The sequence below is a fragment of the Citrobacter portucalensis genome (genome assembly GCF_002042885.1).
Taxonomy (GTDB): Bacteria; Pseudomonadota; Gammaproteobacteria; order Enterobacterales; family Enterobacteriaceae; genus Citrobacter; species Citrobacter portucalensis.
This window is the reverse complement of sequence record NZ_MVFY01000004.1, coordinates 314,678-341,435: the sequence shown is the minus strand read 5'-3', so window position 1 is coordinate 341,435 and position 26,758 is coordinate 314,678. Positions and strand designations below refer to the sequence as shown.

The following is a 26,758-nucleotide window of genomic DNA, read 5'->3' as shown; positions in this document are numbered from 1 at the left end:
CATTGTTATAATCAATAGTTTTTGCTTCTTTTATTATGTCGAACTTATACATTCCACATAGGTATTTATGTGTGATATTAATTACTGTTGTCCGAGCAATATCGAACGTTTCATCGGCCGCTGTTGGTTTAATTGCAAAGTTTTTTTGTTCTTTTGACTCAACTCCAGGGTAAGAGATTGCATTAATGTTATTGTTTTTGAATATTAACTGGGATAGTGTTCTTGTATAAATATAATTGTTTTTTACTGCGTTTGAATCGGATAGTAATGAAGCCAGGAAGGTATCTGAAAAAATTAAACTATCTAAAGATGCTGGGTCTGTTTCCTCCACTACATTACGAATTATATCTTCGAATTTTGAGTCACCCCATCTAAAAAATTTTGATATTTCACCAATCGAGCAACAATTTATAAACCTATTCTCCTTAAATTTGAATCCTGTAAGCTGTATGTAGTCTCCCACATTTGCATGAACCTCTGACAAAGCGGCATGATGCCCTGTGGATAAATAAAAAATTGATTCATTTATATTGTTCAGCCTGCCTGCTTTTACTACATACTCTTCACGAGGATAAATTACATCACTAATGTTATTGAATCCATCGTGTTTATTATTGCATATCCTTGCTCTCCATAATGGAGTATCTACAGTATAATCATACATCATTATAGCTGTGTTTTTTCTGATGGTGTTTATTGTCTGATGAATGGTTTCTACATCATTGAATATATTTAGTCCAGAAGCCAAGTTGTTTAATTCATCCAATGGTAGTAGTTTTTTTAACACAGTCATTACATTCTCAATGTTCAGAATAAAACAATAGGGAATAATTCTAACTCCCCTTGATGTTTCATTTCATTAGCTATAGTCTGCGCATGTTACACCGTTGTCTCCGACAACAGCCAATGCTTCAGCGCAATCGGAACTGCGCCAGCGATTTGAGAGAAGCGCCTTCGGGTGATCGCAAGCCAATATCATAGGGAAAGAAGCGTGGCCTGAGACTGATGCCTTCGGGTGGCCGCAGCCAAAATCGTCGCAATCTGAGAGACGATGCCTTCGGGCGATAACACCGTTTAACCTTTGAGAACGGTGATCGCAAACGCGATAAAGGTACACTTCAACGCAGGGCAACAATGTCTGCCCGACATCCTTAAAGCTGTTTTCCTTTGGACTTACGTCCAGCTTATCCCGGCAACATTTGCGGCTCGTTGCTATGCCAATTGGAACATTTGGCATCTGCAAGAGCAGCATTTGGCGGCGGGATATGTGCAGCGTCACTTGTGTAAGAGCGGTTAGCGATACCAAGTGACGCTGCGCGAAAGGGCACCGTCTTAGCAGGCGGAATGCGGTCTTTCAGCACTCTGTACAGTCTGACGCACACGTAGCCACGGTGTTCAGACTGGGGAAATAGCATCTTTAAGCACACTTTTTAACCATAACGTCTTATCACGGAACGTATCCATTCACGGAGAAACCATGAGATCAGGCGTATCAACTTCAGGAGAAAATTCGACTCGGTATCGATGGCAATGTCAGTGAAAGCTGACGTATGGAGGTAGTCTGACTGACGTCAGGACGGCATACGCCGCGAACAGCTCTGCGAGCTGGGGAACCTCGTAAAAACTCAACATGTTGTCACCCCGATGCACAGATACCCGTCGAGACGCAGGAAGCGCAAAACCTAACCGTGCCGTCGGGGCCAGATGTATCACTCATGTTCTGTGTGAAGACTCGGAATATAGATCGCGCTTGTTTTCTTATTTTCGGAAGAAGAGCTTGATCTGTATTTCTTTGTGAAGGAGGACAGGTATGTCGAAATTAAGTAAGCAGCTGGTTACGTTGGCAAGGCAGGGAGGTGGTGGGTTCAAGACTATCGCGGATCGTTCAAAGATCGCCTCCCGTGTATCGGAGAGAATAGCCAAATTAAATATTCAGATCCGGGATGTGAAGCATATAAAAACTAATCATATTGAGCTGTATATCAGGAGTCGCCAGGCCGAAGGGATATCTAAAAGAACGATGCAGAATGAGATGGCAGCAATCAGAAATATGCTGACTGTTGCTGGTCGGACAAAACTTGCTGATCCTGGTCATGAGAAATTAAGTAATTCAGCTCTCGGATTAGCCGATGCCAGTCGTGACGGTACTAAAGTCGCAATAAGTAGCGAACGCTATCTCGCAGCGTTCGCTTATTCAGAGAGGCAAGACGTTGGCGTAGCCGCTGCAATGCAGGTTGCTCGTTATTTTGGTTTGAGGACAGAAGAAGCAGTGCAATCTGTTAAATCATTAAAAACCTGGCAACGTGCATTATCGTGTGGTGATGATCGTGTCAGGATCGTATTTGGCACAAAGGGAGGACGGCCAAGAGATACGACGATTATCGATCGCGATAAAATGCTAAGTGCTGTCAATTATGCGCTGAAAGTTGCTTCTGAAAATAATGGTAAGCTGGTTGATAAACCGGATCTGAAATCAGCGATTGACCGCTATCGAAATATTGTCAGAGATGCGGGATTAGTAGGAAAATATGCGCCTCATAGTCTGCGATATGCCTGGGCTGGTGAAGCGATGGAATATCATAAAAGCAAGGGGATGAGTGACGATGAGGCGAAAGCCATGGTGTCTATGGATCTGGGGCACGGTGATGGTCGGGGGCGTTATATTGAACGTGTTTATAATAAACCAGATATCGAGGAATAATTAAACCCGCTTGCCTCTGCGGAATATAAGCGATAGCATTTAAACGCTAACTCGTTGTCTTCGACAACAGCCAATGTCCCGGTAATCAGAGAGGGACGCCTTCGGGTGATTACCAGCCAAAATCGTCATGACCTGAGAGGCGATGCCTTCGGGCGGTAACGTTGTTTAGCCTTTGAAAACAGCGGTCGCTTTCGCGATGAAGGTACACTTCTCACCACAGCGGATTTTCCGCTATCAATGTTGTTACTCACCCTAAGGGAATACGCTTCCCGCAGGGGATCGGTGTTCCCTTTTTTACGTAAGGAATACACCGATGACGAATCGCTTATCTCTGGCATTTACGCCTGTTTCTATCACGCTCCCGGCCTGGGAACACGCTATTGAAGTGTTTGATTTTTCCCAGTGGGAACGTCGGCAATTTGCGCTGATTAAAGCTGCGCAGGATGCCTGGAACCATCGCTCAGATCCTGACATTCAGCAGGTGACATTTTCGCTGACGTTGTTTGTCCGTCTGGGAGGTGAAACTGCCGAACGGACGCAAAACTTTGTCGCCAGATATGTTGACGATGCACTGGTTGTAACTCTGGGAGAATGAGAGATGAAAATTCAGCTTGAACTGACTGATGACGAAGCGCTGGCATTGTCGCATCTGGCTCAAAGTCTGACATGGAACACGATGCGTGATTTTGTCATGACTAACAGCGAATGCGATGAAATGCTTGATGCGGTCCAGAAATTAGAAAGAACGTTGACGGAACATGGCTTCAGGCACCAGTACGGCTGTCTCGCTTAAACCTTAGCTTGACCCTTGCGGGGATTGATTTCCCGTCAGGGAGCAATCCCTGCTTTTATTCACAGGGATATCAATATGACATCGAAATACACTTATCTTCCGGTTGCGGATTATCGCAATACGACTGAGCGATTATTCCGTCAGGCGATTGTTCATTACAGTGCCTGCGTGGGGAATGATGAACGAGCTTCCTGGCGTAGTCAGTCCATTATGGCACTGGAAATCACAGCGGATATCAACTGCAAGCGTGCAACCGAACGTGACCGGCGAAATTTTCTTTCTGCCAGGAAGCGTTTACAGGAACGCGTTAACAGTGTGCTGGCTTCCGGGGAGGTATGTCATGGTTAACGTAACGATGATTGACATGCAGCCCGTTCCCTTTGGTCTGGTTCTTCTGAAATATCTGCATACTCCACGTCGCGTGGCTCCGTTTTTAGCGTGGGCTAAGCGTTTGGGTGATGATTATGAAGAAACCAGCCGGTGGGAAGGTCGGACGTTGTCAAACAACGGATTCTATCTTGTCCCAAACTCCCGTCTGACTTATGGCGTCAGCGTGGCCGGGAATGGCTATGAAGGCACCATGACGGCAGAGGCTTTTGGCATCACGCTGTCTTTATTTGCCCTCGGGCAGATCGCCAATACGACGGAAGAGGACAGCGATATCCTGCTTTACCACGCTTTGCGCGATTACGCGTTGGATCACTCTGAATCGGTCGAAATTATGGCCGCGATAGACTGATGTTCTACTTTAGCCCGTGCAGGGATTTTTCTGCCTGGTTACATCAATCCATATCGCCCCTACAGGGAACTCGTTTCCCGGTGGGGAGGACGGTTCCTTTTTAATTACTGAGGAACTGACCATGATGACAGACCAGACAAATAGCGTATTTTCTGTTGAAGATTTATGCGAGCTGGCAAAACTTGAAGGTGATTTATTGGTTGTGGCCGCATTCGAACGTCTGGATATCGGAACACAACCGGATGAGGATAACTTCACGGATAATCAGTGGACGATTGCCAGTCTGGCCCGAACTTTTGCACGGGGATGTGCTGGCGATTTGCCGCGTTATGCGCACCCTTCATGTAAAGCTCTTTTCGATGAGGTTATGGAGTTTGCCAGAACAGTATGTCCGGGAACTTGGGATCATTTTTTCAAGATTGGCCTGGATGAATCGATAGCTATGGCTGCGATGGACTGACTTTTTACTTTAACCCGAACGGGGATTGTTCCCCGTTCGGGAGCCATCCCCGTTTTTTTATTGACGGGAATGGCATATGACGAAGAAAACTACCAACCGCAAATCAGCCCCACGGCAGGATTTGTTCCAGACAGTTACTGATAAGATTATTACGGCGCTGGAGAACGGGACGACACCCTGGCGTAAAGCATGGCAAACCGGAAAAGAGGGTTTGCCTGCTAATGCCATCACTGGTCGGAACTACAGCGGTATTAACGTGATGCTGTTATGGATCGATGCCGCCGATAAGAGATTTCATTCCAATCGCTGGCTGACGTTCAAACAGGCGCTGGATGCCGGTGGTAATGTCCGGAAAGGTGAAAAATCGACGCTGGTGACGCTGTTTAAACCGTTCCAGAAAGAGGCTACGGATGACAGCGGTCAGCCGGTGTTTGATGAGAATGGTGAGGTGGTTATGCGGGATCGCTGTTTTATGACCAGCTTCCACCTCTTCAACGTTGAGCAGTGTGAAAACCTGCCCGACAACCTTTACCCGGAAATACCGGTTTTGCCCGACGTGGAACGTATCGCCCGGGCAGAACAGATCGCAGCCTGTAGCGGCGTGTCTGTGATACACCTCCATCAGGATCGTGCGTATTACCGCCCGGGTGTTGACCACATTATGATGCCGGAAGCCGCTCAGTTTGATTCGGCGGAAGACTACTACAGTACGCTGTTGCATGAACTGGTGCATTCCACCGGTCATACTTCACGGCTGGCACGTGAAGGCATTGTTTCTACCTCGCAGAAGTTTGGCGATCCAATTTATGGATTTGAAGAGCTCATCGCGGAGATGGGATCGGCATTTCTGTGTGCTGAACTTGGCATTCATGGCGACCTGCAACATGAGAGCTATATTGCCTCGTGGCTGCAAACGCTGAAGGAAGACAACCGCGCTGTATTTCGTGCCGCTCGCTTTGCCCGCGAAGCGTTTGAATATTTGGTGTTGCGTGAACAGGCGCTGGCAGCGTAACCCGCTTTACCAACGTTGATTTAATCAACCCGTCACCTCTCAGGGGAAACATTCCCCTGAGGGATGTTTCCCTTTATTTACGGAAACATCCTTATGGAAAACCACAATTCGCATATTGCGGAATTTATCTCTTTGTTTAACCAGACTGCGCGTTATCACCGTCGTTATGAAGTCTTTCGGGATTTTGTGCAAATGGCTGTATGTGCATTGCACAACGGTATTGTTCATTCTCCTGAACTGGAAAATGAGTACCTGTCGATTGTGAAACGTTATCAGCGTGAAGATGTTGAGCGATTGTCGCAATTACTGGGAATACTGGTACTTGGGTTGTCGATCACCCCGGGGGATTTTCTTGGCCGGGTATTTATGATGATGGAACTGGGAGAGTCGCAACGGGGACAGTTTTTCACGCCGTACGACGTTTCCCGGATGATGGCAAAGATGACATTCACCGGCATTGATAAAGTGATGGTGGGAAAACCGTTCATTACGGTCAGTGAGCCAGCTTGTGGGGCCGGTGGGATGGTTATTGCACTGGCAGAAGAGTTTGCTGCTGCGGGATACCATCTTCAGCGGCAGTTCTTCGTGGTTTGCGTGGATGTCGATCCTGTCGCCGCTGCGATGTGCTTTATCCAGTTAACTCTGCTGGGGATACCGGCAGAAGTGATAACCGGTAATTCGCTGACGCTTCAGCATACGCGAGCGTTGAGAACCGCAGCGTACTATCTGAATGGCTGGCAGAACCGTTTACAGGACAGTTAACAATAATTATTTATACCTGGATACTTCTGTGGGAATATCCAGGTGTTTTTTAAGATCTGACTCTCTCGAAAGAGAGATCTTTACCTTCAAATTCACCATGTTGTGACAAGGTAATCTTGAATCGTTTGAAGGTACTGAAAAATTCGTCTCTGCTCATCTCAATGTCGATTTTTTTAAGATTTTTTATGTTACTGCCTACGTAGGCATGAATTAAGACGCAATGAATGCCTGAGTAGAATTCAATAGCATGAAGCATTTCGTCTTGTGTCAGCTGACCACTATTTTCCAGGTAACGATGGAAGTCTGTCAGGTCAGCGTTATCGGCTGCGACAGATCCCTTCCAGTCATCATATTGGACGCTTGCTGTAAAATTGGTGGTTTCCATTCTCATCCTCTAAGTGGATTTTTTATTCAGGGAGTATCTGATCATATCGAACCTGGAACGATATGGACTATATGTCAGATGACCTACACTATAGGCATCCTCTTCATGGGAGGTACTTATTGTTCTGGATAAATAATTATTGATTGCCTGATTATCAGAGAGATTTAACGTAGCAATTTTGTCTTATGACAGGTTTCCACTATGTTGAATCTGAAATCTTTTCTCCGTCCGGGACGTTCACGCCCGGATGCTCTCCCGGACGTTGAGGCGACAAAACCCTCTTTGCCTCCTGGATACTTCCGCCCCATGACAGCCAGCGAACTGCTGGCGACAACCCGCCGCCAGCAATGGCTGCAATCACTCTGGGATTATTCGTCTCTGCCAAAAGACATGTATCGACAGTATTACCTTGCTCCGCTGGAGCATTGTGTGACGCTGATGCAGCAGTTTCCTCTTACGGAAAGTGGGCCGTATGCCCGTCCCGGAGGGATGGCTGACTATATGCTGGAAACGGTGTCGTATGCAGCACGATTGTCGAAAAGCTACATGTTGCCGGTTGGCGCTCCGCCTGAAGAACAGGCGGCGCAAAACGCGGTCTGGAATGCGGTGGTGGTTTATGCGGCAATGCTGCCTTCGCTTGAATATCTTTGTCACCTCCACGTCGAGCTGGAGAACGGTAAATGCTGGTTTCCTCTGCTGGATGTACCTCCAGAACCTTATCGCTTTTGTTTTGCGCCGGAACAGTCTCCGGAACGGTTGCAAAGTTTTGGCGCAATGCTGGCATGGAAGATTATTCCTCCTGAAGCGATTAACTGGTTGAGTAGCTGGCCGGAAGCCATCAGGAACCTTTCAACATACCTGACCGGTTTTCGGGCGCAGTCGGGCGTAGTCAATGCCATTGTGTCTGAGGCTATACGCCTCACTGCCGGAGCGCCGGAAAGTGAGACACTGGTTGCACCGGTGGCAATAGTTTCGGTTCAGGCGGAACCATTGCAGGGGGACGCGTTGTTGTCCGGATTAGCTGATGATGTGCCAGCGCTGATGGCATCGTATTCCGAAGCGGAAACCCTTCCGGCAGCGGAACCTGTTCCCGCAATGGATGCGGGCCTGGTATTACCGGATGTGCAGGAGGAGCGGGACGATACTGATGCGTTGCTGGTAATGATGGGCTTCGCCACCGCTGATGCAGCAGAAACCGGAGAAATCACACCATCCGCCGAGTCGAATGAACCCGGAGAGGCATTCTGGCAATGGCTGGTCAAGGGATGTCGTTCCGGTAGTCTGATTCCGAACAAATCTGACGGGCGGATTCATCTGGTCGCCGGTTACGTGTTTCTGCGTGCGCCGGGGATTTTTCACCAGTATCTGACAGAGACGAATGCGCCGGGAGAGGATAAGGCCCGGCTTCAGAAAGCATTTGAGAGACTGGGGCATCATCGGCAGGACAATGGCACGATGTATACCTGCCAGCTGTACCAAAACGAGCAACGGGAAGGGCGCTTTCAGAAACTGAGTGGCTACCTGGTACTTGCCAGTAAGGTCTATGACAGCGATAACAATCCAGGGGATAACCCGTTATTGATTGTTATATAAGGATATTCTAATGAATTCGTGTACCTTTGGGCTTCTTACTGAACAGTATTTTTACAGCAAATCATTACGACCGGCGACGGAGTGGAGCTACCAGAAAGTGGTTCGTTCATTTGAAGGGTTTACATCGTTTAACCCGACTAAGATCGATCACCTGACGGTGCTGAAATGGCGTCATACAGTGCTGAATGACCAGAACTGCGCGACCCGAACGTGGAATAACAAAGTTGCCCACATGAGGGCGTTGTTTAATTTTGGCATCAAGCAGGGGCTTTTGCCGCAGACTGAAAATCCCTTCAATGGCGCGGTTGTTCGCCCGGGCACGAAAAAGAAGAAGACGCTGACACAGACGCAAATGGACGCGATGTACCGACTGATGGAACAACATCTGGACGCAGAGACAGGGAAGGGGAACAGCAGCATGTTCAATGGTCGCAGAAATGCGCTACTCCCGGCGTGGTTCTGGCTGACGGTGGTAAATGTTTTTCGTTATACCGCGATACGGCAAAACCAGCTTCTGCATATCCGGCTGGGTGACATCAATCTTGAGGAGAAGTGGATTGATCTGAATATCGAGGGGGCGAAAAACCATCGCGAGCATCGGGTTCCGATTGTTTCGTCGTTGTATCCTTCGCTGGAGGAACTGGTGAGAAAAGCCGGTGAGGCAGGGATGGAGTCGGGTGATCAGGTGTTCAATGTGGGTTGGTTCGACCTGATGAGAAAAAGTAAGTACCCGAAGGTGATGAACGAGTACCCGCTGAGAGCGTTCTTCCGGCGTTTATCCCGGGAATGTAAGTTTACAATCACACCGCATCGGTTCCGACATACGGTGGCAACACACATGATGAAATCACCTGAGCGTAATTTGTACGCGGTGAAGAAACTGCTGGGTCATGTCAGCATTACATCGACGCTTGAATACATTGATGAAAGTGTTGATAGCCTGCGGGATATACTCGAAACCGAATTGATGTAGTGAGGAAGGCTTCAGGAATGGCGTCAAATACTTACATTATTTGACATTGAAAAGATTTCTTGCAAATATCAGACGTGAAAAAACAGACTTGCTCGAACAAGTCTGTTTCTCAAGAGCCTTTCTTTCAACAACAAGTAACAGCGTTACATCGTGTTTTTACTGGCTCGCCTTCTTGTCCGTCAAGATTGCGTCATGCAAATCTGACCAACCGGCTTTGAATAGTGGTGCCCGGACTCGGAATCGAACCAAGGACACGGGGATTTTCAATCCCCTGCTCTACCGACTGAGCTATCCGGGCAACGGGGCGCATTAAACCGTATTCACGTCTGTCAGTCAATCAAATTTCTGGAAACATTGTTCAACCGCTTAATATTGCGGCAATCTGCATGGTTATGCCTGAAGTTTGCACAAATCTTTCCGACAGAGGCGACGAAAACAGATAATGCTCGCTTAGGTCAGCGCACCGCCCATTCGACACTGGGCAAAGCGCAGGATATCTTCAGCCAGGCGGTGTGCCGTTTCGACATCTGCATGGCTACGATTAACCAGCATGCGGCTCAGGCAGCCTTCCAGCACCAGTTCCATCTGTTTGGCGACCATTGCCGGGTCGTCAACTTCCAGCGTCGTCAGCAGCTCATGGGTGAAGTCATGTGCCGCCTTTTTTTGCTGATCGGCTAACTGATGGATCGGATGCCCGGGATCGGGGTAAAACGTACAGGCGGCGATGAACAGACAGCCGGGATAGCGATTATTGCTCACGCATTCGGACAGCGCAGTGTAGCGCGCCAGTAATTTCTGCTCAGCGCTCAGCGTGTCATCCAGTAAAAGCTGACGCCGCCAGATATCCACCCGCTGGCTGAGGTAACGTAGCGCATCGTACAGAATGGCCTCTTTATCGGGCCAAAAGCGCTGCAGTTCATCCAGAGGATAATCGATGCGTTCGGCCACCATTTCCAGCGTGGTATTGGCTATCCCTTGCACCTCAAGTAATTTCAGGGCTTCTCCCAGGACATCTTCACGTTGCACGGTATTCTCCTCCGTATTTCCTGTTGCAAGTGTCGCTCACGGTTGACGATCGCGCAAATGTGCGCTGAAGGTCGCGGCATCCATAAAGCCCGTAACCCGAGCTTCCGGGTGCTCTTTCCCCTCGGCATCAAAGAACAAGATAGTCGGCAAACCTAAAACCTGTAGATGTTTCAGGAGAGCGACATCCTGGGTATTGTTTGCTGTCACATCCGCCTGCAATAGCACCGTGTTGCCTAGCGCTTGCTGAACTTGCGGATTACTGAACGTGTACTTTTCAAATTCCTTACAGGCTACACACCAGTCGGCATACAGATCCAGCATGACTGGCCTGCCTTTAGCTTGCGCCAGTGCTTGATTTAACGCATCTACCGATGCCACCGGCGTGAAGTTAAGATGTGCCTGGGTTTGAGCATGTGGCGCGCCGAACGCCCAGTCTTGCAATGGACGCACGCTTACCAGTGCTGCGGCTAACAGGACAATCTGCACGATACGCATCCAGGCGTGCTTTGCCTGTAGGCTGGTGATGAACGCCCAGCCAAAGAACGCGACGCTTAGCAGTGACCATAAGCGAACGCCCCACTCGTCGCCAACGATACGTTCGAGTAAGAAGACGGGAAGCGCCAGAATGACAAAGCCAAAAGCGGTTTTGACATGTTCCATCCATGGGCCACTTTTAGGCAGCAAGCGGTTGCCAAATACGGTAATCAGCATCAGGGGTAATCCCATCCCCAACGCATACAGATACAGTGTGCCACCTCCCAGCCACATGTTCCCGCTCTGAGCGATATACAGCAAAATCGCGCTTAGCGGGGCCGTTGTGCAAGGAGAACAGATGAGGCCAGCAATCGCCCCCATCGCAAAGACGCTGCCGGGAGATCCGCCTTGCTGGCGGTTACTCATTAGCGTGAGGCGCGTTTGCAGTGATGAAGGCAGTTGCAGCGTGAACAAGCCAAACATCGACAGAGCCAGCAGCGTAAAGATGACGGCAAGGCCAATCAGGACGTAGGGATGCTGAAGCGCAGCCTGGAACTGCAAACCGGCGGCTGCAACAACCAAACCCAGCGTGGTATAGGTGAGCGCCATTCCTTGAACGTAGATAAACGTCAGCAGCAGTGCCCGTCCGGTTGATAAGCGTTGCTTGCCACCCAGTACGATACCGGAAATCAACGGATACATCGGCAGTACGCAAGGCGTAAACGCGATACCAATTCCGATCAGCAATGCCCACAGCGCGGAGAAGGGGAGTTGGGCCGCGGGCTGCGGTTTCTCTTGCGGATCTGCAGTGGTTGAGGCTGGCGCAGAGGCGGCCGCGGAACCAGCAGACACTTCACTTAATGGCACCGTTTTTGTTTCTGGCGGATAGCAAAATCCGGCGTCGGCGCAGCCCTGATATGTGATCGTTAATGTTGCGCCAGACTTAGCCTGATTGACTGTGATCGGGACAGTCAGCTGTTTACGGTAAATCTCACTTTTGCCGTAAAACTCATCTTCATGCCAAACGCCTGGCGGCAGTTTTACCTCAGCAATATCGGCCTGAGATGGCGTAATGCTTATCTGTTTGCGATACAGATAGTAGCCATCTTTAACCTGCCATGTGAGGTTCAGATCGTGTTGGTTTTGCTGAAAATCAAAAACAAACGCCCGATCGGCAGGAACAAACTGCGAGCGGCCAGGCGCGTCAAATAATCCGGCAAAGGTAGATGTGCTGCACAGCAGCAGGATCAGCGTAAGGATGCGTTGAGCCATGAGCGGTAATCAAAGTCTCCGTGAGTGACGGGTAAAACCAGAAGTTCAGGCGTTTGATACGGATGATGTGACTTCAGGCAATCGAGAAGGGCTTGCTGGTGTGTGACGGTGGTTTTTAAAATCATCTGGACTTCATATTCCTGTTCCAGTTTGCCTTCCCAATAGTAGAGGGAGGTCGCACCGGGTAGCAGGGTCACGCAAGCAGCCAGCTTTTCCGCCAGCACTTTGGCGGCGAGATCCTGGGCGGTTGCTTCATCCGGGGCGGTACAGAGCACCACAACGGTATCGGGGATGGAAATATCCTGACTCTTTACATCAAGCATAAACACCTCGAAAGAACAGAGTAACCAGCAAAAGAATGGTCACTATACAACGGACGAGGGAAGGATGTTAGTTAAAGCGGGGTGGGGAGGAGGAACTGCAGGGCGCCCAGGCACCCTGCAGGAAAAACTTACAGCATGAAGCTGCCCAGCAAGAAGCCGAAGCAGACAGCCAGAACCACACCCAGAGTACCCGGGATGAAGAACGGATGGTTAAAGACGAATTTACCAATGCGAGTTGTACCGGTGTCATCCATCTGAACTGCCGCAACCAGAGTTGGGTAGGTTGGCAGAATGAACAGGCCAGAAACCGCGGCGAAAGACGCAACAGCAGTCAGTGGGGAAACGTTCAGAGCCAGAGCCATCGGCATCAGTGCTTTAGCGGTTGCAGCCTGAGAGTACAGCAGTGCAGAAGCAAAGAAGAAGATGACAGCCAGCAGCCACGGATGACCCTGAATTACGCTACCTGCAGTATCTTTGATCCAGTCAATGTTGTGAGATACGAAGGTATCACCCAGCCATGCAACACCCAGGATACAAATACAGGCGCTCATACCGGCTTTGAAAGTGCTGGAGTTCAGGATGGAGTCAGTTTCAACGCGGCAGATGATCGTGGTCAGCGTCGCGATGCTCAGCATGATGATCAAGATTGCGTTGGTGGTGTTCATCAGCGGTTTAGCGACCAGACCGAGGCTTGGGCTGTTGACGATCGCATATACGACGACACAAACCACGCCCAGCAGGAACAACCAAACAGAAGTTTTTGCGCCCGCTTTGATTTCAACTTGTCTTTCACCACGCAGTTCAACCAGGCCTTCTTCCAGACGCTTACGATAAATCGGATCGTCAGACAGTTTGGAGTTGAACAGCGCAGTTACCAGGAAGGACATGACCAGAACAGCCAGCAGGGTGGACGGAATGACCACGGACAGCAGGTGAATGTAGCTGATGCCATGACCTTCCATTACGGAAGACATGTAAACCACGGCTGCGGAGATTGGAGAAGCCGTAATCGCAATCTGTGCAGAAACCACTGCAGTAGAGAGCGGACGGCAAGGTTTGATCCCTTGTTCTTTCGCAACTTCAGCGATAACTGGCAGCGTTGCCAGAGAGATGTTGCCGGTACCTGCGAAGATAGTCAGGAAATAGGTCACGATAGGTGCAAGGATCGTGATGTATTTCGGGTTTTTACGCAGCAGTTTTTCAGTTTGATGAACCAGATAGTCCAGACCACCTGCAATCTGCATAGCTGAAATGGCAGCGATAACCGCCATGATGATGGAAATAACATCGAACGGGATATTACCGGGTTTTACGCCGATAGCGGCGAGAACCAGAACACCCAGCCCACCTGCAAATCCAATACCGATACCCCCAAGTCTGGCACCTAAAAAGATTGCCAGCAAAACGATGATAAGTTCTAAAACTATCATATTAGCCTTCCTTGTTGTTTAACAAGTTGATATTAAATTGTTGTTTTTAAGTAACTTCGAGTAAGAAAAAAGGCACGTCATCATGACGTGCCTTCTCCGGTACTACCCTACACGATTACTGTTCGCTTTCATCAGTATAACGTTTTGCTTTATAAGCAGGGTGCATCAGGTTCTGTGCAGAGAAGATATCGTCCAGTTCAGACTCGGTCAACAGACCGCGCTCCAGGACAACTTCACGTACGCTCTTACCAGTTTCGGCACAAATTTTACCGACGATGTCGCCGTTGTGGTGACCAATGAACGGGTTGAGGTAAGTAACGATGCCGATGGAGTTGAATACAAACGCTTCACAGACTTCTTTGTTAGCAGTGATACCACTAACGCATTTTTCCAGCAGGTTGTAGCAAGCATTGCTCAGAATGTGAATGGATTCAAACATTGCCTGACCAATGACCGGCTCCATTACGTTCAGCTGCAGCTGACCAGCTTCAGATGCCATGGTTACAGTGATGTCGTTACCGATGACTTTGAAGCACACCTGGTTTACGACTTCCGGAACAACCGGGTTCACTTTAGCTGGCATGATAGAAGAACCAGCCTGCAGTTCCGGCAGGTTGATCTCGTTCAGACCCGCACGCGGACCAGAGGAGAGTAAACGCAGGTCGTTACAGATTTTGGACATCTTCACAGCCAGACGTTTCAGTGCGCCGTGCACCATAACGTATGCGCCACAGTCAGAAGTTGCTTCAATCAGGTCTTCTGCAGGAACACAGGCGAAGCCGGTGACTTCAGCCAGTTTCTGTACTGCCAGCGGAGAGTACTCTTTCGGCGTGTTCAGACCAGTACCGATTGCTGTCGCGCCGAGGTTAACTTCCAGCAGCAGCTCAGCGGTACGGCTAATGTTTTTCACTTCTTCTTTCAACAGTACGCTAAAAGCATGGAATTCCTGACCGAGGGTCATCGGTACAGCATCCTGCAGCTGGGTACGACCCATTTTCAGGATGTCCTGGAATTCAACAGCTTTTTTCTCGAAGCCTTCGCGCAGCTGGTTCAGTGCATCAACCAGTTTGATGATGGATGCGTATACAGCGATACGGAAGCCAGTTGGGTATGCGTCGTTGGTAGACTGACATTTGTTAACGTGGTCGTTCGGGTTCAGGTACTGATATTCACCTTTCTGGTGACCCATCAGTTCCAGACCGATATTGGCCAGAACTTCGTTGGTGTTCATGTTGACGGAGGTACCCGCACCACCCTGGTAAACGTCTACCGGGAACTGATCCATGCATTTTCCGTTATTCAGGACTTCATCACACGCCGCGATGATGGCATTTGCCACACTCTTAGGAATGGTTTGCAGCTCTTTGTTGGCCATAGCCGCTGCCTTTTTAACCATTACCATACCGCGAACAAATTCAGGAATATCGCTGATTTTGTTGTTGCTAATGTAGAAGTTTTCAATCGCTCTCAGAGTGTGGACACCGTAGTAGGCGTCCGCTGGAACTTCCCTGGTACCCAACAAGTCTTCTTCGATACGAATGTTGTTTAACATGTGAACCTTCTTTTTCAAGCTGCCAATGATTTGACTAAACACACAGGATATATGTGATTTCGATTGTTTCTCGACCGACGATTATCCCCTGCATCGGTCTGATACCCGAGATCATATGCTGGTTCAGGATTTCTACCGTAATCTGGATCACTTAAAGCGTGGAATTTACCCCTTATTTATTATTCTGTGAAATGGATCACCCCTTTGTGATTAACCCCAAATATTAGTGTACAAGCCACTTGAAATTTTGCTAACCACCACAATATCAAATCGATGCGATTAACATAATTTTTCGAACAGAAGTTGAACAAAACGGCTGTTATTAACAGGAGATCCCTTTGCGCTGGATACCATTACTTGCCATTTTTCTCTATGTTTACATAGAGATATCTATTTTTATTCAGGTTGCCCATGTGATGGGCGTCCTGATGACGCTGATTTTGGTTATTTTTACATCGGTTATCGGTATGTCTCTGGTTCGTAATCAGGGATTTAAGAACTTTTTACTGATGCAACAGAAAATGGCGGCAGGTGAAAGTCCGGCTGCAGAAATGATCAAAAGCGTATCGCTGATTATTGCCGGTCTGCTGTTGGTGCTGCCCGGATTTTTCACCGATTTCCTCGGTCTTCTTCTTTTATTACCCCCGGTGCAAAAACATCTGACGATGAAACTGCTGCCACATTTGCGTTTTTCGCGTATGCCTGGCGGTGGTTTTAGCGCCGGAACGGGTGGCGGTGAGACTTTTGATGGTGAATTTCAGCGCAAGGATGACAAGCGCGACAGCATCGAACATAAAGACGATCGTCGGGATTAAGCATCAGTATGTAGGCCGGATAAGCGTTAGCGTCATCCGGCAAAAGTGTTTATAGGCCGGATGATGGCGTCAACGTTGCCTTATCCGGCCTGCGGGGTAAAAACAGCCACAGTCCTGCCAGCATAATCAACGCGTACAGACTCTTCCAGCCGACCATCGCCAGTAGCAGTAGGCACAGCAGACCGCCAATGACTGCCAGTACGCGATAATGCCCTTTCAGTAATCGACAACCTGCCAGCATGCACAGCAGATAAATCATAATAAAGATGCCGTTGGCGTAGACGATTAACGCATCGAGATTGATTTGCAGCATATAGATGCACAGAGTACTGATTACGCAGCAGCCCAATACGGCGTTTAGCGCATTGCGCGGAAGGTGTCGGGGGGACAGACGAGCCAGATAACTCTCCGGCTTATACTGCGCTTGTGACCAGACCAGCCGGGCGAAGCTTTGTATATAAATGTTGAGGCTGGCAAAACAGGCCAGATAACCAATGATGCAGGCGACCCACAGAGCTTGTACGCCAAACAGTTGCACGACGATCTCTGGCAGCGACGCTGCGGCCGCCATTTGCTCGCCGTAGGCACCAAAATGGAGAACGACAACGGTGCATGCCCAATAAACAGACCCTGCCAGCAGCAGGCCGATCATCAGTGCGCGTGGGAAGTCTCGCTCCGGATTTTTGAATTCAGACGCCAGGTGAGCAAACGCTTCAAGGCCGACAAAGCACCAGAACATGACCGACAACGCGGCGAACAGGCCGGGAAGCTCAATATCGGTAATCGCAGGGAAGGGGATTTCGCCAGGTGTCAGATCGCCCGCCCACCAGATAGCAACAATCAGGGCAACAATCAGTCCTGCAATGACCGTTTGTAGATTCGCGCTGGAGCTTGCGCCGCGAGAGCCGATGTACCAAACCAATGCCAGCGTACCGAGCTCAGCCAGCAAAAGCTGCTCGTCATGCCAGCCAAACATCGCCTGACCGAATCCGGCGGCGATATGCAATGCCGCAGGCAAACCGACAGGAATGACCGACAAAAATAGCCATCCGGTGACGCGCTCCAGGCGTGAACCAAAGGCCATGCCGACAAAATGCGCCACACCGCCTGCGCTGGGAAAATGACGACCCAGTACGGCGAAGACAATCGCTACGGGAAAGACCAAAACAATCAGCACCGGCCATGCCCACAGGCTGTTGTTGCCCGCAACCAGTGCGGCCAGCGCGGGGACGGCAAAAACGCCTGTACCTAACAATGATGTCGACAACAGGCCAACGCCCTGAGCCAGTCCCAGCTCTTGTTTCAGTCCGCTCATAAGTTGTTATCCGGTTATGCCCATTGACCGGGCTACAGCGCAGATTTTTGATGGTATCACAATCAGATTTGCTTATGACGACGTGACTGAAATCGTTATGAAATGTGAGGTGCGTCGGCGTTTTGACGGGATTTTCTGCTGATAAAAAATTTTTTTCGCTTGCCCCCTTGAAGGCACAAAACCCCATCCCCATCTCTCTGGTCACTAGCCGGGAAACCGTTTACGGGCCGGCGTCACCCATAACTGATAAAGACTTTCTCAAAGGAGAGCTATCAATGAGTATTCGTCCGTTACATGATCGTGTGATCGTCAAACGTAAAGAAGTTGAATCCAAATCTGCTGGCGGCATCGTACTGACTGGTTCTGCAGCAGGTAAATCAACTCGTGGCGAAATCATCGCTGTCGGTAAGGGTCGCATCCTGGACAACGGTACCGTACAGCCGCTGGACGTGAAAGTCGGCGATATCGTTATTTTCAACGATGGCTACGGTGTTAAATCTGAGAAGATCGACAATGAAGAAGTGTTGATCATGTCTGAAAGCGACATCCTGGCGATTGTTGAAGCCTAATCCGCGAACGACACTGAACATACGAATTTAAGGGAAAGAGAAAATGGCAGCTAAAGACGTAAAATTCGGTAACGACGCTCGTGTGAAAATGCTGCGCGGCGTAAACGTACTGGCAGATGCAGTGAAAGTTACCCTCGGTCCAAAAGGCCGTAACGTAGTTCTGGATAAATCTTTCGGTGCACCGACCATCACTAAAGATGGTGTTTCCGTAGCACGTGAAATCGAACTGGAAGACAAGTTCGAAAACATGGGTGCGCAGATGGTGAAAGAAGTTGCCTCTAAAGCGAACGACGCTGCAGGTGACGGTACCACCACCGCAACCGTACTGGCTCAGTCCATCATCACTGAAGGTCTGAAAGCCGTTGCTGCGGGCATGAACCCGATGGATCTGAAACGTGGTATCGACAAAGCTGTCGCTGCTGCTGTTGAAGAACTGAAAGCACTGTCCGTACCGTGCTCCGACTCTAAAGCTATTGCTCAGGTTGGTACCATCTCCGCTAACTCCGACGAAACCGTAGGTAAACTGATCGCTGAAGCGATGGACAAAGTCGGTAAAGAAGGCGTGATCACCGTTGAAGACGGTACCGGTCTGCAGGACGAACTGGACGTGGTTGAAGGTATGCAGTTCGACCGTGGCTACCTGTCTCCTTACTTCATCAACAAGCCGGAAACTGGCGCAGTAGAACTGGAAAGCCCGTTCATCCTGCTGGCTGACAAGAAAATCTCCAACATCCGCGAAATGCTGCCGGTTCTGGAAGCTGTAGCGAAAGCAGGCAAACCGCTGCTGATCATCGCTGAAGATGTTGAAGGCGAAGCGCTGGCAACTCTGGTTGTTAACACCATGCGCGGTATCGTGAAAGTCGCTGCAGTTAAAGCACCTGGCTTCGGCGATCGTCGTAAAGCAATGCTGCAGGATATCGCTACCCTGACCGGTGGTACCGTTATCTCTGAAGAGATCGGTATGGAGCTGGAAAAAGCAACTCTGGAAGATCTGGGTCAGGCGAAACGCGTTGTTATCAACAAAGATACCACCACCATCATTGATGGCGTGGGCGACGAAGCTGCAATCCAGGGTCGCGTGACTCAGATTCGTCAGCAGATCGAAGAAGCAACTTCCGACTATGATCGTGAAAAACTGCAGGAGCGCGTAGCGAAACTGGCAGGCGGCGTTGCGGTTATCAAAGTTGGTGCTGCGACTGAAGTTGAAATGAAAGAGAAGAAAGCCCGCGTTGAAGATGCCCTGCACGCTACCCGTGCTGCGGTAGAAGAAGGCGTGGTTGCTGGTGGTGGTGTTGCGCTGATTCGCGTAGCGTCTAAAATTGCCGGCCTGAAAGGTCAGAACGAAGACCAGAACGTAGGTATCAAAGTTGCGCTGCGCGCAATGGAATCCCCACTGCGTCAAATCGTACTGAACTGCGGCGAAGAGCCGTCTGTAGTGGCTAACACCGTGAAAGCGGGTGACGGTAACTACGGTTACAACGCTGCAACTGAAGAATACGGCAACATGATCGACATGGGTATCCTGGATCCAACCAAAGTAACTCGTTCTGCTCTGCAGTACGCGGCTTCTGTTGCGGGTCTGATGATCACCACCGAGTGCATGGTTACCGACCTGCCGAAAAGCGATGCGCCTGACTTAGGTGCTGCCGGTATGGGTGGTATGGGTGGAATGGGCGGCATGATGTAATTGCCTACACCCTGCATCCTTCAGGCTGCAGATGCGTTGGCTGCGTTTGCTAACCCCAGTCACTTACTTGAGTAAGCTCCTGGGGATTAACAAACTGGCCGCCTTCCTGCAACCAGAATGATTTGGGTGCTCATCTCCCAGAATTGAGAAACCCTCGGGCAGAAATGTCTGGGGGTTTTTCTTTTGGTCATCTTTTTAGTATATGATTCAGCTACGGACATAAGGTCCAACTAATTGAATATGGGGAATGACATGCACGTGAAATATTTAGCAGGGATCGTTGGTGCCGCGCTACTGATGGCGGGTTGTAGCTCCAGCAATGAACTGAGTTCTGCCGGGCAAAGCGTACGTTTTGTTGAAGACAAGCCTGGCGCAGAGTGCCAACTGATAGGCACCGCAACCGGTAAGCAAAGCAACTGGCTTTCAGGCCAGCACGGCGAAGAGGGCGGCTCAATGCGTGGCGCAGCAAACGATCTGCGTAACCAGGCTGCGGCAATGGGCGGTAACGTGATTTATGGCGTCAGCAGCCCATCGCAGGGAATGCTGTCCAGCTTTGTTCCTACCGCCAGCGAGATGATTGGACAGGTTTATAAGTGCCCTAATTGAGAACTGCTGCTGATGCCGGATGGCGACGCTAAAGCGTCTTATCCGGCCTACGGTACGAATGATCGTAGGCCTGATAAGCGCAGCGCCATCAGGCATTCTGAGTCTTATGCGCAGACTGAACGCGTAAATGATGCAATGCGCGCAGGCACTGATCCTGATTGAGCTTTTGCGTCTTATCACCCGTCAACGTTCTGACAAACACCTGGCACGGTACACCGGCAAGTTTTTTCAGCCGCGGGCTGAAGTCGAGAAGACGGCGAGTAATGGCTTCGGCTTCTTTGCTACCGGAAAGGGCGCGAGTTTTCACTACCGAACCACAGAACTGGGCTTTTCCTTTATCATCTGTATAGCGGTAAATAATAGCCAGATAATGATTAAACAGGTTATGTTTCCATTCGGGGTGTGTATAAGAGTCGTATTCCAGATTGTCGTTTTGCTGACAATCAACATCGTACAGCGGCAGGAAATCCAGCAGCGATGTTATTTGTAGCGCGAGTTCTCTCATGCCAGCATTATTTATTGCGTGAATAATTACATGCGCCAACACCTGAATCTGTAATTCATTAACCAGTAATTCGCATGTTTGTCCGTCATGTAACGTCAGAGAAAATGTTAAATTCTCGCCTTTGTCATCCACTAACATCAGCGAATTTATGCGACGGTTAATATCCGCATTTTTTAGTTCATCTTCCTGAATTGACGGAATATTCTCGTGCATTTTTTTGCTGGCTTTATCACATGCCTTTTCATATTGCATACGCTCGTCTTTGTTTAGCTGAGAAATAGCGTACAGCCGGCTCTCCAGCGCGATAAGCAGGTCTCTAAGTCCAAGTGGAGAGAGAAAAAAGAGAGATTCTTTGTTTCTTGGTTCTTTTATTTTTAATGCCATGGCAACAAATTCATTCTTTTGGCGAATAATGCCAGTATTAACGCCCTTAATACTTATAGCCATAAAAGGTTCTCCCTAACCATATATTTATTAATATTCTGCATTTGAAACTATTGATAAAATTTACGAATGAATAATTGAACTGCGCTAATTAAAATAGCACAGATTAAAAGCGAGGCTCCACTTGTGGGTATTTAAATAATAAGTAATCGTGGTGAGTGTCCGGAATCGGACACTCAGTAATAGCTATTGTTGACGTAACTGCAGATCCAGCGGTGTTTTACTTGGCTCTCCACCAATTTCACGTGCCAGTTTGGGGACCATATAGCCGGAAACTAGCGTCAGAAGCTCACGCATAATGCGACGCGCTTCATCGTCGCTGACCATAAAGTGTGCGGCACCCTGCACTTTATCCAGCACGTGCAGGTAATAGGGCATCACACCGGCATCAAACAGTGCGTTGCTAAGGTTAGCCAGGGTTTGTGCGTTATCGTTCACGCCACGCAGCAATACGCTTTGGTTGAGTAACGTAACGCCCACGGCGCGCAGACTGCTCATCGCCTGGCGAAACGTCTCATCAATTTCATTGGCATGGTTAATGTGATTGACCAGCAGAATCTGCAAGGAGGAGTGCGCAAAGCGCTCGACCAGTCCTTCTGTAATGCGCGCCGGGATCACTATCGGCAAACGGCTGTGAATACGCAGACGCTTAATGTGCGGGATAGCTTCCAGTTGCGTGAGCAACCAGTCCAGTTCGTGGTCCTTGGCCATTAACGGATCGCCACCAGAGAAGATGATTTCATCCAGCTCAGGGTGCGCGTTAATGTAGTCGATGGCGACCTGCCAGTTGCGCTTATTGCCCTGATTTTCGGCGTATGGGAAATGCCGGCGGAAGCAATAGCGACAATTTACCGCGCAACCGCCTTTAACCAGCAGCAGTGCCCGATTGCGATATTTATGCAGCAGACCGGGAACCACGCTGTGCTGTTCTTCCAGTGGGTCGGTTGAGTAGCCTGGCGCGGCCACAAACTCTTCCTGGGCAGTCAGTACCTGACGTAAAAGCGGATCGTCCGGGTTGCCTTTCTCCATGCGGGCAATAAACGCACGCGGCACGCGCAGGGCGAAAAGCCGTCTCGCGTCGCGTCCGGCCAACAGTTTTTCATCTGCATCTATGTTCAAAAGATGCAGAAGTTCATCGGGATCGGTCACAACATCGGCAAGTTGCGATAACCAATCTTCTCTGGATGGGGTATTTAGGGTTACAATATGCGCCATTTTGTGGCTTAGCTACCAGTTAACAATTTTCAGAGGGCCTTATGGCAACGTACTATAGCAACGATTTTCGTGCTGGTCTTAAAATCATGTTGGACGGCGAACCTTATGCGGTTGAAGCCAGCGAATTCGTTAAACCAGGTAAAGGCCAGGCGTTTGCGCGCGTTAAGCTGCGTCGCCTGCTGACCGGTACTCGCGTAGAGAAAACCTTCAAGTCTACTGACTCCGCTGAAGGCGCAGACGTAGCCGACATGAACCTGACCTTCCTGTATAGCGACGGTGAGTTCTGGCACTTTATGAATAACACCACTTTCGAACAGCTGGCTGCAGACGAGAAAGCGGTAGGCGATAACGCTAAATGGCTGCTGGACCAGGCTGAATGCATCGTGACCCTGTGGAACGGTCAGCCGATCTCCGTAACTCCGCCGAACTTCGTTGAGCTGGAAGTTGTTGAAACCGACCCAGGTCTGAAAGGCGATACCGCTGGTACTGGCGGCAAACCGGCTACCCTGTCTACCGGCGCAGTCGTTAAAGTTCCGCTGTTCGTACAGATCGGCGAAGTGATCAAAGTGGATACCCGCTCCGGCGAATACGTTTCTCGCGTAAAATAAGTCTTCCATTTGATCTTATGGCGCAGGTTGCTGCGCCATACTTTTTCCAGGGCAGGAATGATGAAACGTCTTCTCGGTCTTGTAATGCTACTCCTTTTCACCAGCACCCTTCTGACAGGATGCAATACCGCACGCGGCTTCGGTGAAGACATCAAACATCTTGGCAACTCAATTTCACACGCCGCCAGCTAATCCTTTCATATAGTCTTAAAAACGGTTGTTTATCCATCACACTCCCGGATCTTGTCTATTATTAAGTAGCTATACACAAACAATATTGGCTAGAAAAGGAAGACGTTATGGTTAAGAAGACAATTGCTGCGATCTTTTCTGTGTTGGTACTTTCTTCCGTTTTAACCGCGTGTAATACCACACGAGGCGTAGGACAGGATATCTCTGAAGGCGGTAGCGCAATCTCTGGTGCAGCGACAAAAGCTCAGCAATAGCAATAATGAAGAACGGTACGACGTCGTGTCGTACCGTTAATCACCCTTCCTTGGGAGTGACAGGAACGGCGAGAAGCGGTTCCCCAGGTGCAGTTTCATACGGATATTCCGCTTATAGGTGTAGACCGTTTTGCCATGAATGCTGAGCGCGGCGGCAATGGCATTGTTACTCACACCATCCATCCACATTGATAATACTTTCTCCTCTTGCGGCGTAAGCAAAGGCGTGGCGTTTTTGGCTATTTCTAATGCGGGGCGAACCTGAAGCGCTTCCTGAATTGTGTGGGAGAGTGTGTTCAGCGTGGTGTGCTTGGTCAAGACCGAATGGGCTACGGATTGAGAGGGCACGATGGGGGCATGCTGTCTGTCTGCTGATTGCAGTAAAATCAGTGGGATGACGCCACAACTCATAAAAAAAGGTTTAATTGGCGGACTGGAGTGCGTCTCGCTAATAAAACTGTATAAATCCGCGATCACCAGATGCGGTTTCCATTGCAAAATATGCTCTTTTGCTAACAGGAGATTATTGATTCCTGATACCAGAAATGAGGAGCTGAACCTGCCAGAATGATTAAGCAAGGCCTCTATCCCTGTGCGGGTAAAGTGGCACCGGTCAATCACTAAAATTTTAAGCATAAACGTTTCGCATTCAGAAGAGGGGCAATCGACTTTCTGGTTTCAGAAAGCCCTTCATCATAGAGAACTCCGATGAGTGCCAAATGCGGGAACTACGCCGCTAATTATGCTTAATTCTTGCTTTTAGCAGGCAGTGAATAAAAAGGTTGAAATTCATTTTCTTCCGGGCAAAAATGCCATTTCACACATCAGCTTTGCAGGACGACCTGCAAACGCTTCATTCACCGGGGACGGCCCCATAGTTCTGGAGCCTGATATGTCCTGGATCGTTTTATTAATTGCAGGTTTGCTCGAAGTCGTATGGGCGATTGGCCTGAAATACACCCACGGTTTTACGCGTCTTACGCCAAGCATTATCACTATTGCGGCGATGATCGTCAGCATCGCCATGCTCTCCTGGGCAATGCGCACGTTGCCTGTTGGAACAGCTTATGCGGTCTGGACCGGTATTGGCGCTGTTGGGGCGGCCATTACAGGGATTTTACTGCTGGGTGAGTCTGCCAGCCCGGCACGTTTGCTGAGCCTTGGGCTGATCGTTGCTGGTATTATTGGTCTGAAGCTGAGCACTCACTAAGCGCCAGGCTGTTTCACCCAAATCAGTTTATTCACTTCAAACCCTTCCCGGGTCGCGATGGCTAACATTTGCTGTTTCATTTCATCTGAAATAGTAGGGGTCCGTGAAAGGATCCACAGGTAGTCGCGATCCGGGCCACAAACCAGCGCGTGACGATATTCCCGGTCGAGTGCAATTACGTTATACCCGCCATAGAAGGGGCCGAAAAAAGAAACCTTAAGCGCGGCTCTGCTTGGGTCGCCGGTGAAATAGGCTTTCCCTTCCGTTTTCTGCCACATCTCCCTGTCAGGGTTATAGCCCTTGTTAATAACGTTGATGCCGCCGTCGTCGCGCAAGCTGTATGTTGCGGTCACTTTATCCAATCCGCGCTCGAAACGATGGTCGAAGCGCGCAATTTCATACCAGGTTCCCAGATAGCGTTTGGCATCAAAGTTATTTACCACGGTAACGCCTTTCGGCGGTGTCGGGGAGCTACACGCGACAACCAGGAATGCAGCCGTAACTGCAGCAACGACGGGCAAAATGCGCATGGGATTTTCCTTGCTGTATTTTTGTTAAGTGTAGATGACAACAGGAAAAAAAGAGAAAGAAAGGAGGCCCAATATCCTGGGCCTCATCGTTAGTTATTGCAGCTTTTCAAGAATGCGCCAGGCCGCCTCGACACGGACAGGGTTAGGATAGCTTTTGTTTGCCAGCATCACGATGCCAAGGTTTTTTTCTGGAACGAAGGCTACGTAGCTGCCAAATCCTCCAGTGGATCCCGTTTTATGCACCCATGAGGCTTTCACAGCGGGGGCAGGCGGGTTTACCTCAACGGCGGGAAGCGCTGCCAATGCCACTTTGCTGTCGCTACCGTTGATGATTGAATCAGCTTTCAGCGGCCAGTTCAGCATCTCCCAGCCTAATCCCTGGTACATATCGCCAATACGCCAGTAGCGAGACTGCGCAAGCGCAATGCCCTGCTGGAGCGTTTTCTCCTGAACGCGGCTGGCGTCCATGTTGACCTGAACCCAGCGGGCCATATCAATAACGCTGGATTTCACGCCATAGGCTTCGGCGTCAAGTTGTCCCGGAGAAACGTGTACAGCCTTCCCTTCGCGATAGCCCCAGGCATAATCTTTTTGTTCGTTCTGCGGAACTGTAATCCAGGTATGCGCCAGTTTTAATGGTTGCAGGACGCGTCTGGTCATTGCCTCTTCGTAACTCATTCCTGAGGGTTTCACCGCCAGCGCGCCAAACAGACCAATGCTGGAGTTAGCGTAAAGACGCTTAGCGCCCGGGGCCCATTGCGGCTGCCAGTTTTGATAAAAACGCAGTAATGCGGCTTTATCAGTAACGTCATCGGGGATCTGCAGCGGTAGGCCGCCTGCCGTATAGGTGGCTAAGTGCAGCAGGCTGATACCCTGCCACTGTTTGCCTGTCAGTTCTGGCCAGTATTTCGTGACCGGATCGCTGAGCTTAATTTCGCCGCGGGCGATAGCATCGCCGCCCAACACGCCGTTAAACGTCTTACTGACCGACCCTAGCTCAAACAGCGTTTGCTGCGTGACTGGGTGGTTATTGGCGATATCGGCTTTACCCCAGGTGAAATAATAGGGTTTTCCCTGGTAGATAATGGCAACGGCCATACCCGGAATAGCCTGCTCCTGCATCAACGGGGTGATGGTGCGATTAACGATATCGGCAATCTGTTGTTCTGTTTTGGCGGAGGCAAACGTGGAGAAAGAGGCTGTCAGCAGCAGAGCGCAGCATAACGATTTTTTCATCATGAAATCAGTTCCGTAATTAAAAGCAAAAGGGTGTCCGGGCCCGTCAGACGCAATCAGTGTGTTTGATTTGCACC

31 protein-coding genes and 1 tRNA gene are annotated in these 26,758 nt (G+C 49.6%); 18 read left to right on the top strand and 14 right to left on the bottom strand.

Annotation, left to right across the window (positions count from 1 at the left end; all coding sequences use genetic code 11):
- Positions 1-793, bottom strand: a 793-nt coding sequence (locus BZK40_RS08760) for a hypothetical protein (protein WP_079934496.1), incomplete at its 3' end; no start/stop codon positions are given.
- A 1,017-nt stretch (positions 794-1,810) separates the two neighbouring features.
- Between BZK40_RS08760 and BZK40_RS08755 the strand changes: the two genes are divergently transcribed.
- The 8 genes from BZK40_RS08755 (at position 1,811) to BZK40_RS08720 (ending at position 6,467) form a co-directional block, all read left to right on the top strand.
- Entirely contained in the window at positions 1,811-2,701 is an 891-nt protein-coding gene (locus BZK40_RS08755) for an integrase domain-containing protein (RefSeq protein ID WP_079934495.1), read from the top strand.
- A gap of 313 nt (positions 2,702-3,014) precedes the next feature.
- Positions 3,015-3,296 (top strand): hypothetical protein, encoded by a 282-nt coding sequence (locus tag BZK40_RS08750; protein ID WP_079934494.1) that lies wholly within the window; start codon positions 3,015-3,017, stop codon positions 3,294-3,296.
- A 3-nt stretch (positions 3,297-3,299) separates the two neighbouring features.
- Positions 3,300-3,494 carry a DUF7706 family protein gene (locus tag BZK40_RS08745; RefSeq protein WP_079934493.1) on the top strand — a complete coding sequence of 65 codons (195 nt, stop codon included), beginning with the start codon at positions 3,300-3,302 and terminating at the stop codon, positions 3,492-3,494.
- A gap of 75 nt (positions 3,495-3,569) precedes the next feature.
- Positions 3,570-3,842: a hypothetical protein gene (locus BZK40_RS08740; RefSeq protein WP_079934492.1), complete on the top strand. Its 273-nt coding sequence runs from the start codon at positions 3,570-3,572 to the stop codon at positions 3,840-3,842.
- Complete coding sequence (locus tag BZK40_RS08735; RefSeq protein WP_079934491.1) at positions 3,835-4,233, top strand: antirestriction protein; 399 nt, start codon at positions 3,835-3,837, stop codon at positions 4,231-4,233. The genes BZK40_RS08740 and BZK40_RS08735 overlap by 8 nt, the downstream gene beginning before the upstream one ends.
- Before the next feature lie 121 nt (positions 4,234-4,354).
- Entirely contained in the window at positions 4,355-4,693 is a 339-nt protein-coding gene (locus tag BZK40_RS08730) for a hypothetical protein (protein ID WP_079934490.1), read from the top strand.
- Between the two features lie 76 nt (positions 4,694-4,769).
- Entirely contained in the window at positions 4,770-5,705 is a 936-nt protein-coding gene (locus tag BZK40_RS08725; protein WP_079934489.1) for an ArdC family protein, read from the top strand.
- A gap of 93 nt (positions 5,706-5,798) precedes the next feature.
- The gene (locus tag BZK40_RS08720) at positions 5,799-6,467 is read left to right on the top strand and encodes an N-6 DNA methylase (protein WP_079934488.1); all 669 of its coding nucleotides are present in this window, start codon (positions 5,799-5,801) and stop codon (positions 6,465-6,467) included.
- A gap of 49 nt (positions 6,468-6,516) precedes the next feature.
- On the opposite strand, the gene BZK40_RS08715 is transcribed toward BZK40_RS08720, so the two are convergent.
- Entirely contained in the window at positions 6,517-6,852 is a 336-nt protein-coding gene (locus BZK40_RS08715; protein WP_079934487.1) for a hypothetical protein, read from the bottom strand.
- A gap of 201 nt (positions 6,853-7,053) precedes the next feature.
- Between BZK40_RS08715 and BZK40_RS08710 the strand changes: the two genes are divergently transcribed.
- A complete protein-coding gene (locus tag BZK40_RS08710) occupies positions 7,054-8,445 on the top strand; it encodes a TraI domain-containing protein (protein WP_079934486.1) in 1,392 nt (463 codons plus the stop codon).
- Positions 8,446-8,455: 10 nt separating this feature from the next.
- Entirely contained in the window at positions 8,456-9,418 is a 963-nt protein-coding gene (locus BZK40_RS08705) for a tyrosine-type recombinase/integrase (RefSeq protein ID WP_079934485.1), read from the top strand.
- Positions 9,419-9,640: 222 nt separating this feature from the next.
- On the opposite strand, the gene BZK40_RS08700 is transcribed toward BZK40_RS08705, so the two are convergent.
- The 6 genes from BZK40_RS08700 to aspA all read right to left on the bottom strand — a co-directional run bounded on the left by BZK40_RS08700 (position 9,641) and on the right by aspA (position 15,495).
- A tRNA-Phe gene (locus BZK40_RS08700) sits at positions 9,641-9,716 on the bottom strand.
- A gap of 152 nt (positions 9,717-9,868) precedes the next feature.
- Entirely contained in the window at positions 9,869-10,444 is a 576-nt protein-coding gene (locus BZK40_RS08695) for a transcriptional regulator (protein WP_008785982.1), read from the bottom strand.
- Between the two features lie 36 nt (positions 10,445-10,480).
- Positions 10,481-12,190 (bottom strand): protein-disulfide reductase DsbD, encoded by a 1,710-nt coding sequence (locus tag BZK40_RS08690; protein ID WP_079934484.1) that lies wholly within the window; start codon positions 12,188-12,190, stop codon positions 10,481-10,483.
- Positions 12,166-12,513 carry a divalent cation tolerance protein CutA gene (gene cutA / locus BZK40_RS08685; RefSeq protein WP_003025447.1) on the bottom strand — a complete coding sequence of 116 codons (348 nt, stop codon included), beginning with the start codon at positions 12,511-12,513 and terminating at the stop codon, positions 12,166-12,168. The genes BZK40_RS08690 and cutA overlap by 25 nt, the downstream gene beginning before the upstream one ends.
- Positions 12,514-12,641: 128 nt before the next feature.
- Positions 12,642-13,943 (bottom strand): anaerobic C4-dicarboxylate transporter DcuA, encoded by a 1,302-nt coding sequence (gene dcuA / locus BZK40_RS08680; RefSeq protein WP_003830670.1) that lies wholly within the window; start codon positions 13,941-13,943, stop codon positions 12,642-12,644.
- Between the two features lie 115 nt (positions 13,944-14,058).
- Positions 14,059-15,495, bottom strand: a complete 1,437-nt coding sequence (gene aspA, locus BZK40_RS08675) for an aspartate ammonia-lyase (RefSeq protein WP_003830668.1) — start codon at positions 15,493-15,495, stop codon at positions 14,059-14,061.
- A 338-nt stretch (positions 15,496-15,833) separates the two neighbouring features.
- Between aspA and BZK40_RS08670 the strand changes: the two genes are divergently transcribed.
- The gene (locus BZK40_RS08670; RefSeq protein ID WP_003025457.1) at positions 15,834-16,310 is read left to right on the top strand and encodes an FxsA family protein; all 477 of its coding nucleotides are present in this window, start codon (positions 15,834-15,836) and stop codon (positions 16,308-16,310) included.
- A gap of 49 nt (positions 16,311-16,359) precedes the next feature.
- Here the strand turns inward: BZK40_RS08670 and yjeH are convergent, their stop codons facing one another.
- Positions 16,360-17,625, bottom strand: coding sequence for an L-methionine/branched-chain amino acid transporter (gene yjeH / locus BZK40_RS08665; protein WP_008785985.1), 1,266 nt, complete (start codon positions 17,623-17,625; stop codon positions 16,360-16,362).
- A gap of 275 nt (positions 17,626-17,900) precedes the next feature.
- Here yjeH and BZK40_RS08660 point away from each other — a divergent pair, with 275 nt between their 5' ends.
- The 3 genes from BZK40_RS08660 (at position 17,901) to BZK40_RS08650 (ending at position 20,487) form a co-directional block, all read left to right on the top strand.
- Entirely contained in the window at positions 17,901-18,194 is a 294-nt protein-coding gene (locus BZK40_RS08660; RefSeq protein ID WP_000027827.1) for a co-chaperone GroES, read from the top strand.
- A gap of 43 nt (positions 18,195-18,237) precedes the next feature.
- Positions 18,238-19,881: a chaperonin GroEL gene (gene groL, locus BZK40_RS08655; protein ID WP_079934483.1), complete on the top strand. Its 1,644-nt coding sequence runs from the start codon at positions 18,238-18,240 to the stop codon at positions 19,879-19,881.
- 252 nt (positions 19,882-20,133) lie between these two features.
- A complete protein-coding gene (locus BZK40_RS08650) occupies positions 20,134-20,487 on the top strand; it encodes a DUF4156 domain-containing protein (RefSeq protein ID WP_003025468.1) in 354 nt (117 codons plus the stop codon).
- 88 nt (positions 20,488-20,575) lie between these two features.
- On the opposite strand, the gene yjeJ is transcribed toward BZK40_RS08650, so the two are convergent.
- The gene (gene yjeJ / locus BZK40_RS08645; RefSeq protein ID WP_079934482.1) at positions 20,576-21,439 is read right to left on the bottom strand and encodes a YjeJ family protein; all 864 of its coding nucleotides are present in this window, start codon (positions 21,437-21,439) and stop codon (positions 20,576-20,578) included.
- A 183-nt stretch (positions 21,440-21,622) separates the two neighbouring features.
- Positions 21,623-22,651 carry an EF-P beta-lysylation protein EpmB gene (gene epmB / locus BZK40_RS08640; RefSeq protein WP_079934481.1) on the bottom strand — a complete coding sequence of 343 codons (1,029 nt, stop codon included), beginning with the start codon at positions 22,649-22,651 and terminating at the stop codon, positions 21,623-21,625.
- A gap of 41 nt (positions 22,652-22,692) precedes the next feature.
- On the opposite strand from epmB, the gene efp reads away from it, so the two are divergent.
- From efp to ecnB, 3 genes are all read left to right on the top strand, one after another.
- The gene (gene efp / locus BZK40_RS08635; RefSeq protein ID WP_003025478.1) at positions 22,693-23,259 is read left to right on the top strand and encodes an elongation factor P; all 567 of its coding nucleotides are present in this window, start codon (positions 22,693-22,695) and stop codon (positions 23,257-23,259) included.
- 57 nt (positions 23,260-23,316) lie between these two features.
- Entirely contained in the window at positions 23,317-23,451 is a 135-nt protein-coding gene (ecnA, locus tag BZK40_RS08630; RefSeq protein ID WP_003830568.1) for a lipoprotein antitoxin entericidin A, read from the top strand.
- A 107-nt stretch (positions 23,452-23,558) separates the two neighbouring features.
- On the top strand, positions 23,559-23,705 hold the full coding sequence (gene ecnB / locus BZK40_RS08625; RefSeq protein ID WP_003025482.1) for a lipoprotein toxin entericidin B: 147 nt from the start codon (positions 23,559-23,561) through the stop codon (positions 23,703-23,705).
- A gap of 36 nt (positions 23,706-23,741) precedes the next feature.
- Here the strand turns inward: ecnB and BZK40_RS08620 are convergent, their stop codons facing one another.
- Positions 23,742-24,341: a LuxR C-terminal-related transcriptional regulator gene (locus BZK40_RS08620; RefSeq protein ID WP_048236298.1), complete on the bottom strand. Its 600-nt coding sequence runs from the start codon at positions 24,339-24,341 to the stop codon at positions 23,742-23,744.
- A 256-nt stretch (positions 24,342-24,597) separates the two neighbouring features.
- On the opposite strand from BZK40_RS08620, the gene sugE reads away from it, so the two are divergent.
- The gene (gene sugE / locus BZK40_RS08615) at positions 24,598-24,915 is read left to right on the top strand and encodes a quaternary ammonium compound efflux SMR transporter SugE (protein WP_000118520.1); all 318 of its coding nucleotides are present in this window, start codon (positions 24,598-24,600) and stop codon (positions 24,913-24,915) included.
- Here sugE and BZK40_RS08610 read toward each other — a convergent pair.
- Positions 24,912-25,445 (bottom strand): lipocalin family protein, encoded by a 534-nt coding sequence (locus BZK40_RS08610; RefSeq protein ID WP_001221666.1) that lies wholly within the window; start codon positions 25,443-25,445, stop codon positions 24,912-24,914. The genes sugE and BZK40_RS08610 overlap by 4 nt on opposite strands.
- 93 nt (positions 25,446-25,538) lie before the next feature.
- A complete protein-coding gene (gene blaCMY / locus BZK40_RS08605) occupies positions 25,539-26,684 on the bottom strand; it encodes a CMY-2 family class C beta-lactamase (RefSeq protein ID WP_079934480.1) in 1,146 nt (381 codons plus the stop codon).
- Positions 26,685-26,758: the final 74 nt, after the last annotated feature.

Coding starts and splice junctions, on each gene's coding strand:
- BZK40_RS08745 (WP_079934493.1), top strand. CDS start 3,300: ATGAAAATTCAGCTTGAACTGACTGATGACGAAGCGCTGGCATTGTCG.
- ecnB (WP_003025482.1), top strand. CDS start 23,559: ATGGTTAAGAAGACAATTGCTGCGATCTTTTCTGTGTTGGTACTTTCT.
- yjeJ (WP_079934482.1), bottom strand. CDS start 21,439: ATGGCTATAAGTATTAAGGGCGTTAATACTGGCATTATTCGCCAAAAG.
- ecnA (WP_003830568.1), top strand. CDS start 23,317: ATGATGAAACGTCTTCTCGGTCTTGTAATGCTACTCCTTTTCACCAGC.
- groL (WP_079934483.1), top strand. CDS start 18,238: ATGGCAGCTAAAGACGTAAAATTCGGTAACGACGCTCGTGTGAAAATG.
- yjeH (WP_008785985.1), bottom strand. CDS start 17,625: ATGAGCGGACTGAAACAAGAGCTGGGACTGGCTCAGGGCGTTGGCCTG.
- epmB (WP_079934481.1), bottom strand. CDS start 22,651: ATGGCGCATATTGTAACCCTAAATACCCCATCCAGAGAAGATTGGTTA.
- BZK40_RS08730 (WP_079934490.1), top strand. CDS start 4,355: ATGATGACAGACCAGACAAATAGCGTATTTTCTGTTGAAGATTTATGC.
- dcuA (WP_003830670.1), bottom strand. CDS start 13,943: ATGATAGTTTTAGAACTTATCATCGTTTTGCTGGCAATCTTTTTAGGT.
- BZK40_RS08720 (WP_079934488.1), top strand. CDS start 5,799: ATGGAAAACCACAATTCGCATATTGCGGAATTTATCTCTTTGTTTAAC.
- BZK40_RS08735 (WP_079934491.1), top strand. CDS start 3,835: ATGGTTAACGTAACGATGATTGACATGCAGCCCGTTCCCTTTGGTCTG.
- blaCMY (WP_079934480.1), bottom strand. CDS start 26,684: ATGATGAAAAAATCGTTATGCTGCGCTCTGCTGCTGACAGCCTCTTTC.
- BZK40_RS08740 (WP_079934492.1), top strand. CDS start 3,570: ATGACATCGAAATACACTTATCTTCCGGTTGCGGATTATCGCAATACG.
- BZK40_RS08725 (WP_079934489.1), top strand. CDS start 4,770: ATGACGAAGAAAACTACCAACCGCAAATCAGCCCCACGGCAGGATTTG.
- BZK40_RS08660 (WP_000027827.1), top strand. CDS start 17,901: ATGAGTATTCGTCCGTTACATGATCGTGTGATCGTCAAACGTAAAGAA.
- BZK40_RS08690 (WP_079934484.1), bottom strand. CDS start 12,190: ATGGCTCAACGCATCCTTACGCTGATCCTGCTGCTGTGCAGCACATCT.
- BZK40_RS08610 (WP_001221666.1), bottom strand. CDS start 25,445: ATGCGCATTTTGCCCGTCGTTGCTGCAGTTACGGCTGCATTCCTGGTT.
- BZK40_RS08710 (WP_079934486.1), top strand. CDS start 7,054: ATGTTGAATCTGAAATCTTTTCTCCGTCCGGGACGTTCACGCCCGGAT.
- BZK40_RS08750 (WP_079934494.1), top strand. CDS start 3,015: ATGACGAATCGCTTATCTCTGGCATTTACGCCTGTTTCTATCACGCTC.
- BZK40_RS08755 (WP_079934495.1), top strand. CDS start 1,811: ATGTCGAAATTAAGTAAGCAGCTGGTTACGTTGGCAAGGCAGGGAGGT.
- aspA (WP_003830668.1), bottom strand. CDS start 15,495: ATGTTAAACAACATTCGTATCGAAGAAGACTTGTTGGGTACCAGGGAA.
- BZK40_RS08705 (WP_079934485.1), top strand. CDS start 8,456: ATGAATTCGTGTACCTTTGGGCTTCTTACTGAACAGTATTTTTACAGC.
- BZK40_RS08650 (WP_003025468.1), top strand. CDS start 20,134: ATGCACGTGAAATATTTAGCAGGGATCGTTGGTGCCGCGCTACTGATG.
- sugE (WP_000118520.1), top strand. CDS start 24,598: ATGTCCTGGATCGTTTTATTAATTGCAGGTTTGCTCGAAGTCGTATGG.
- BZK40_RS08715 (WP_079934487.1), bottom strand. CDS start 6,852: ATGGAAACCACCAATTTTACAGCAAGCGTCCAATATGATGACTGGAAG.
- cutA (WP_003025447.1), bottom strand. CDS start 12,513: ATGCTTGATGTAAAGAGTCAGGATATTTCCATCCCCGATACCGTTGTG.
- BZK40_RS08620 (WP_048236298.1), bottom strand. CDS start 24,341: ATGCTTAAAATTTTAGTGATTGACCGGTGCCACTTTACCCGCACAGGG.
- efp (WP_003025478.1), top strand. CDS start 22,693: ATGGCAACGTACTATAGCAACGATTTTCGTGCTGGTCTTAAAATCATG.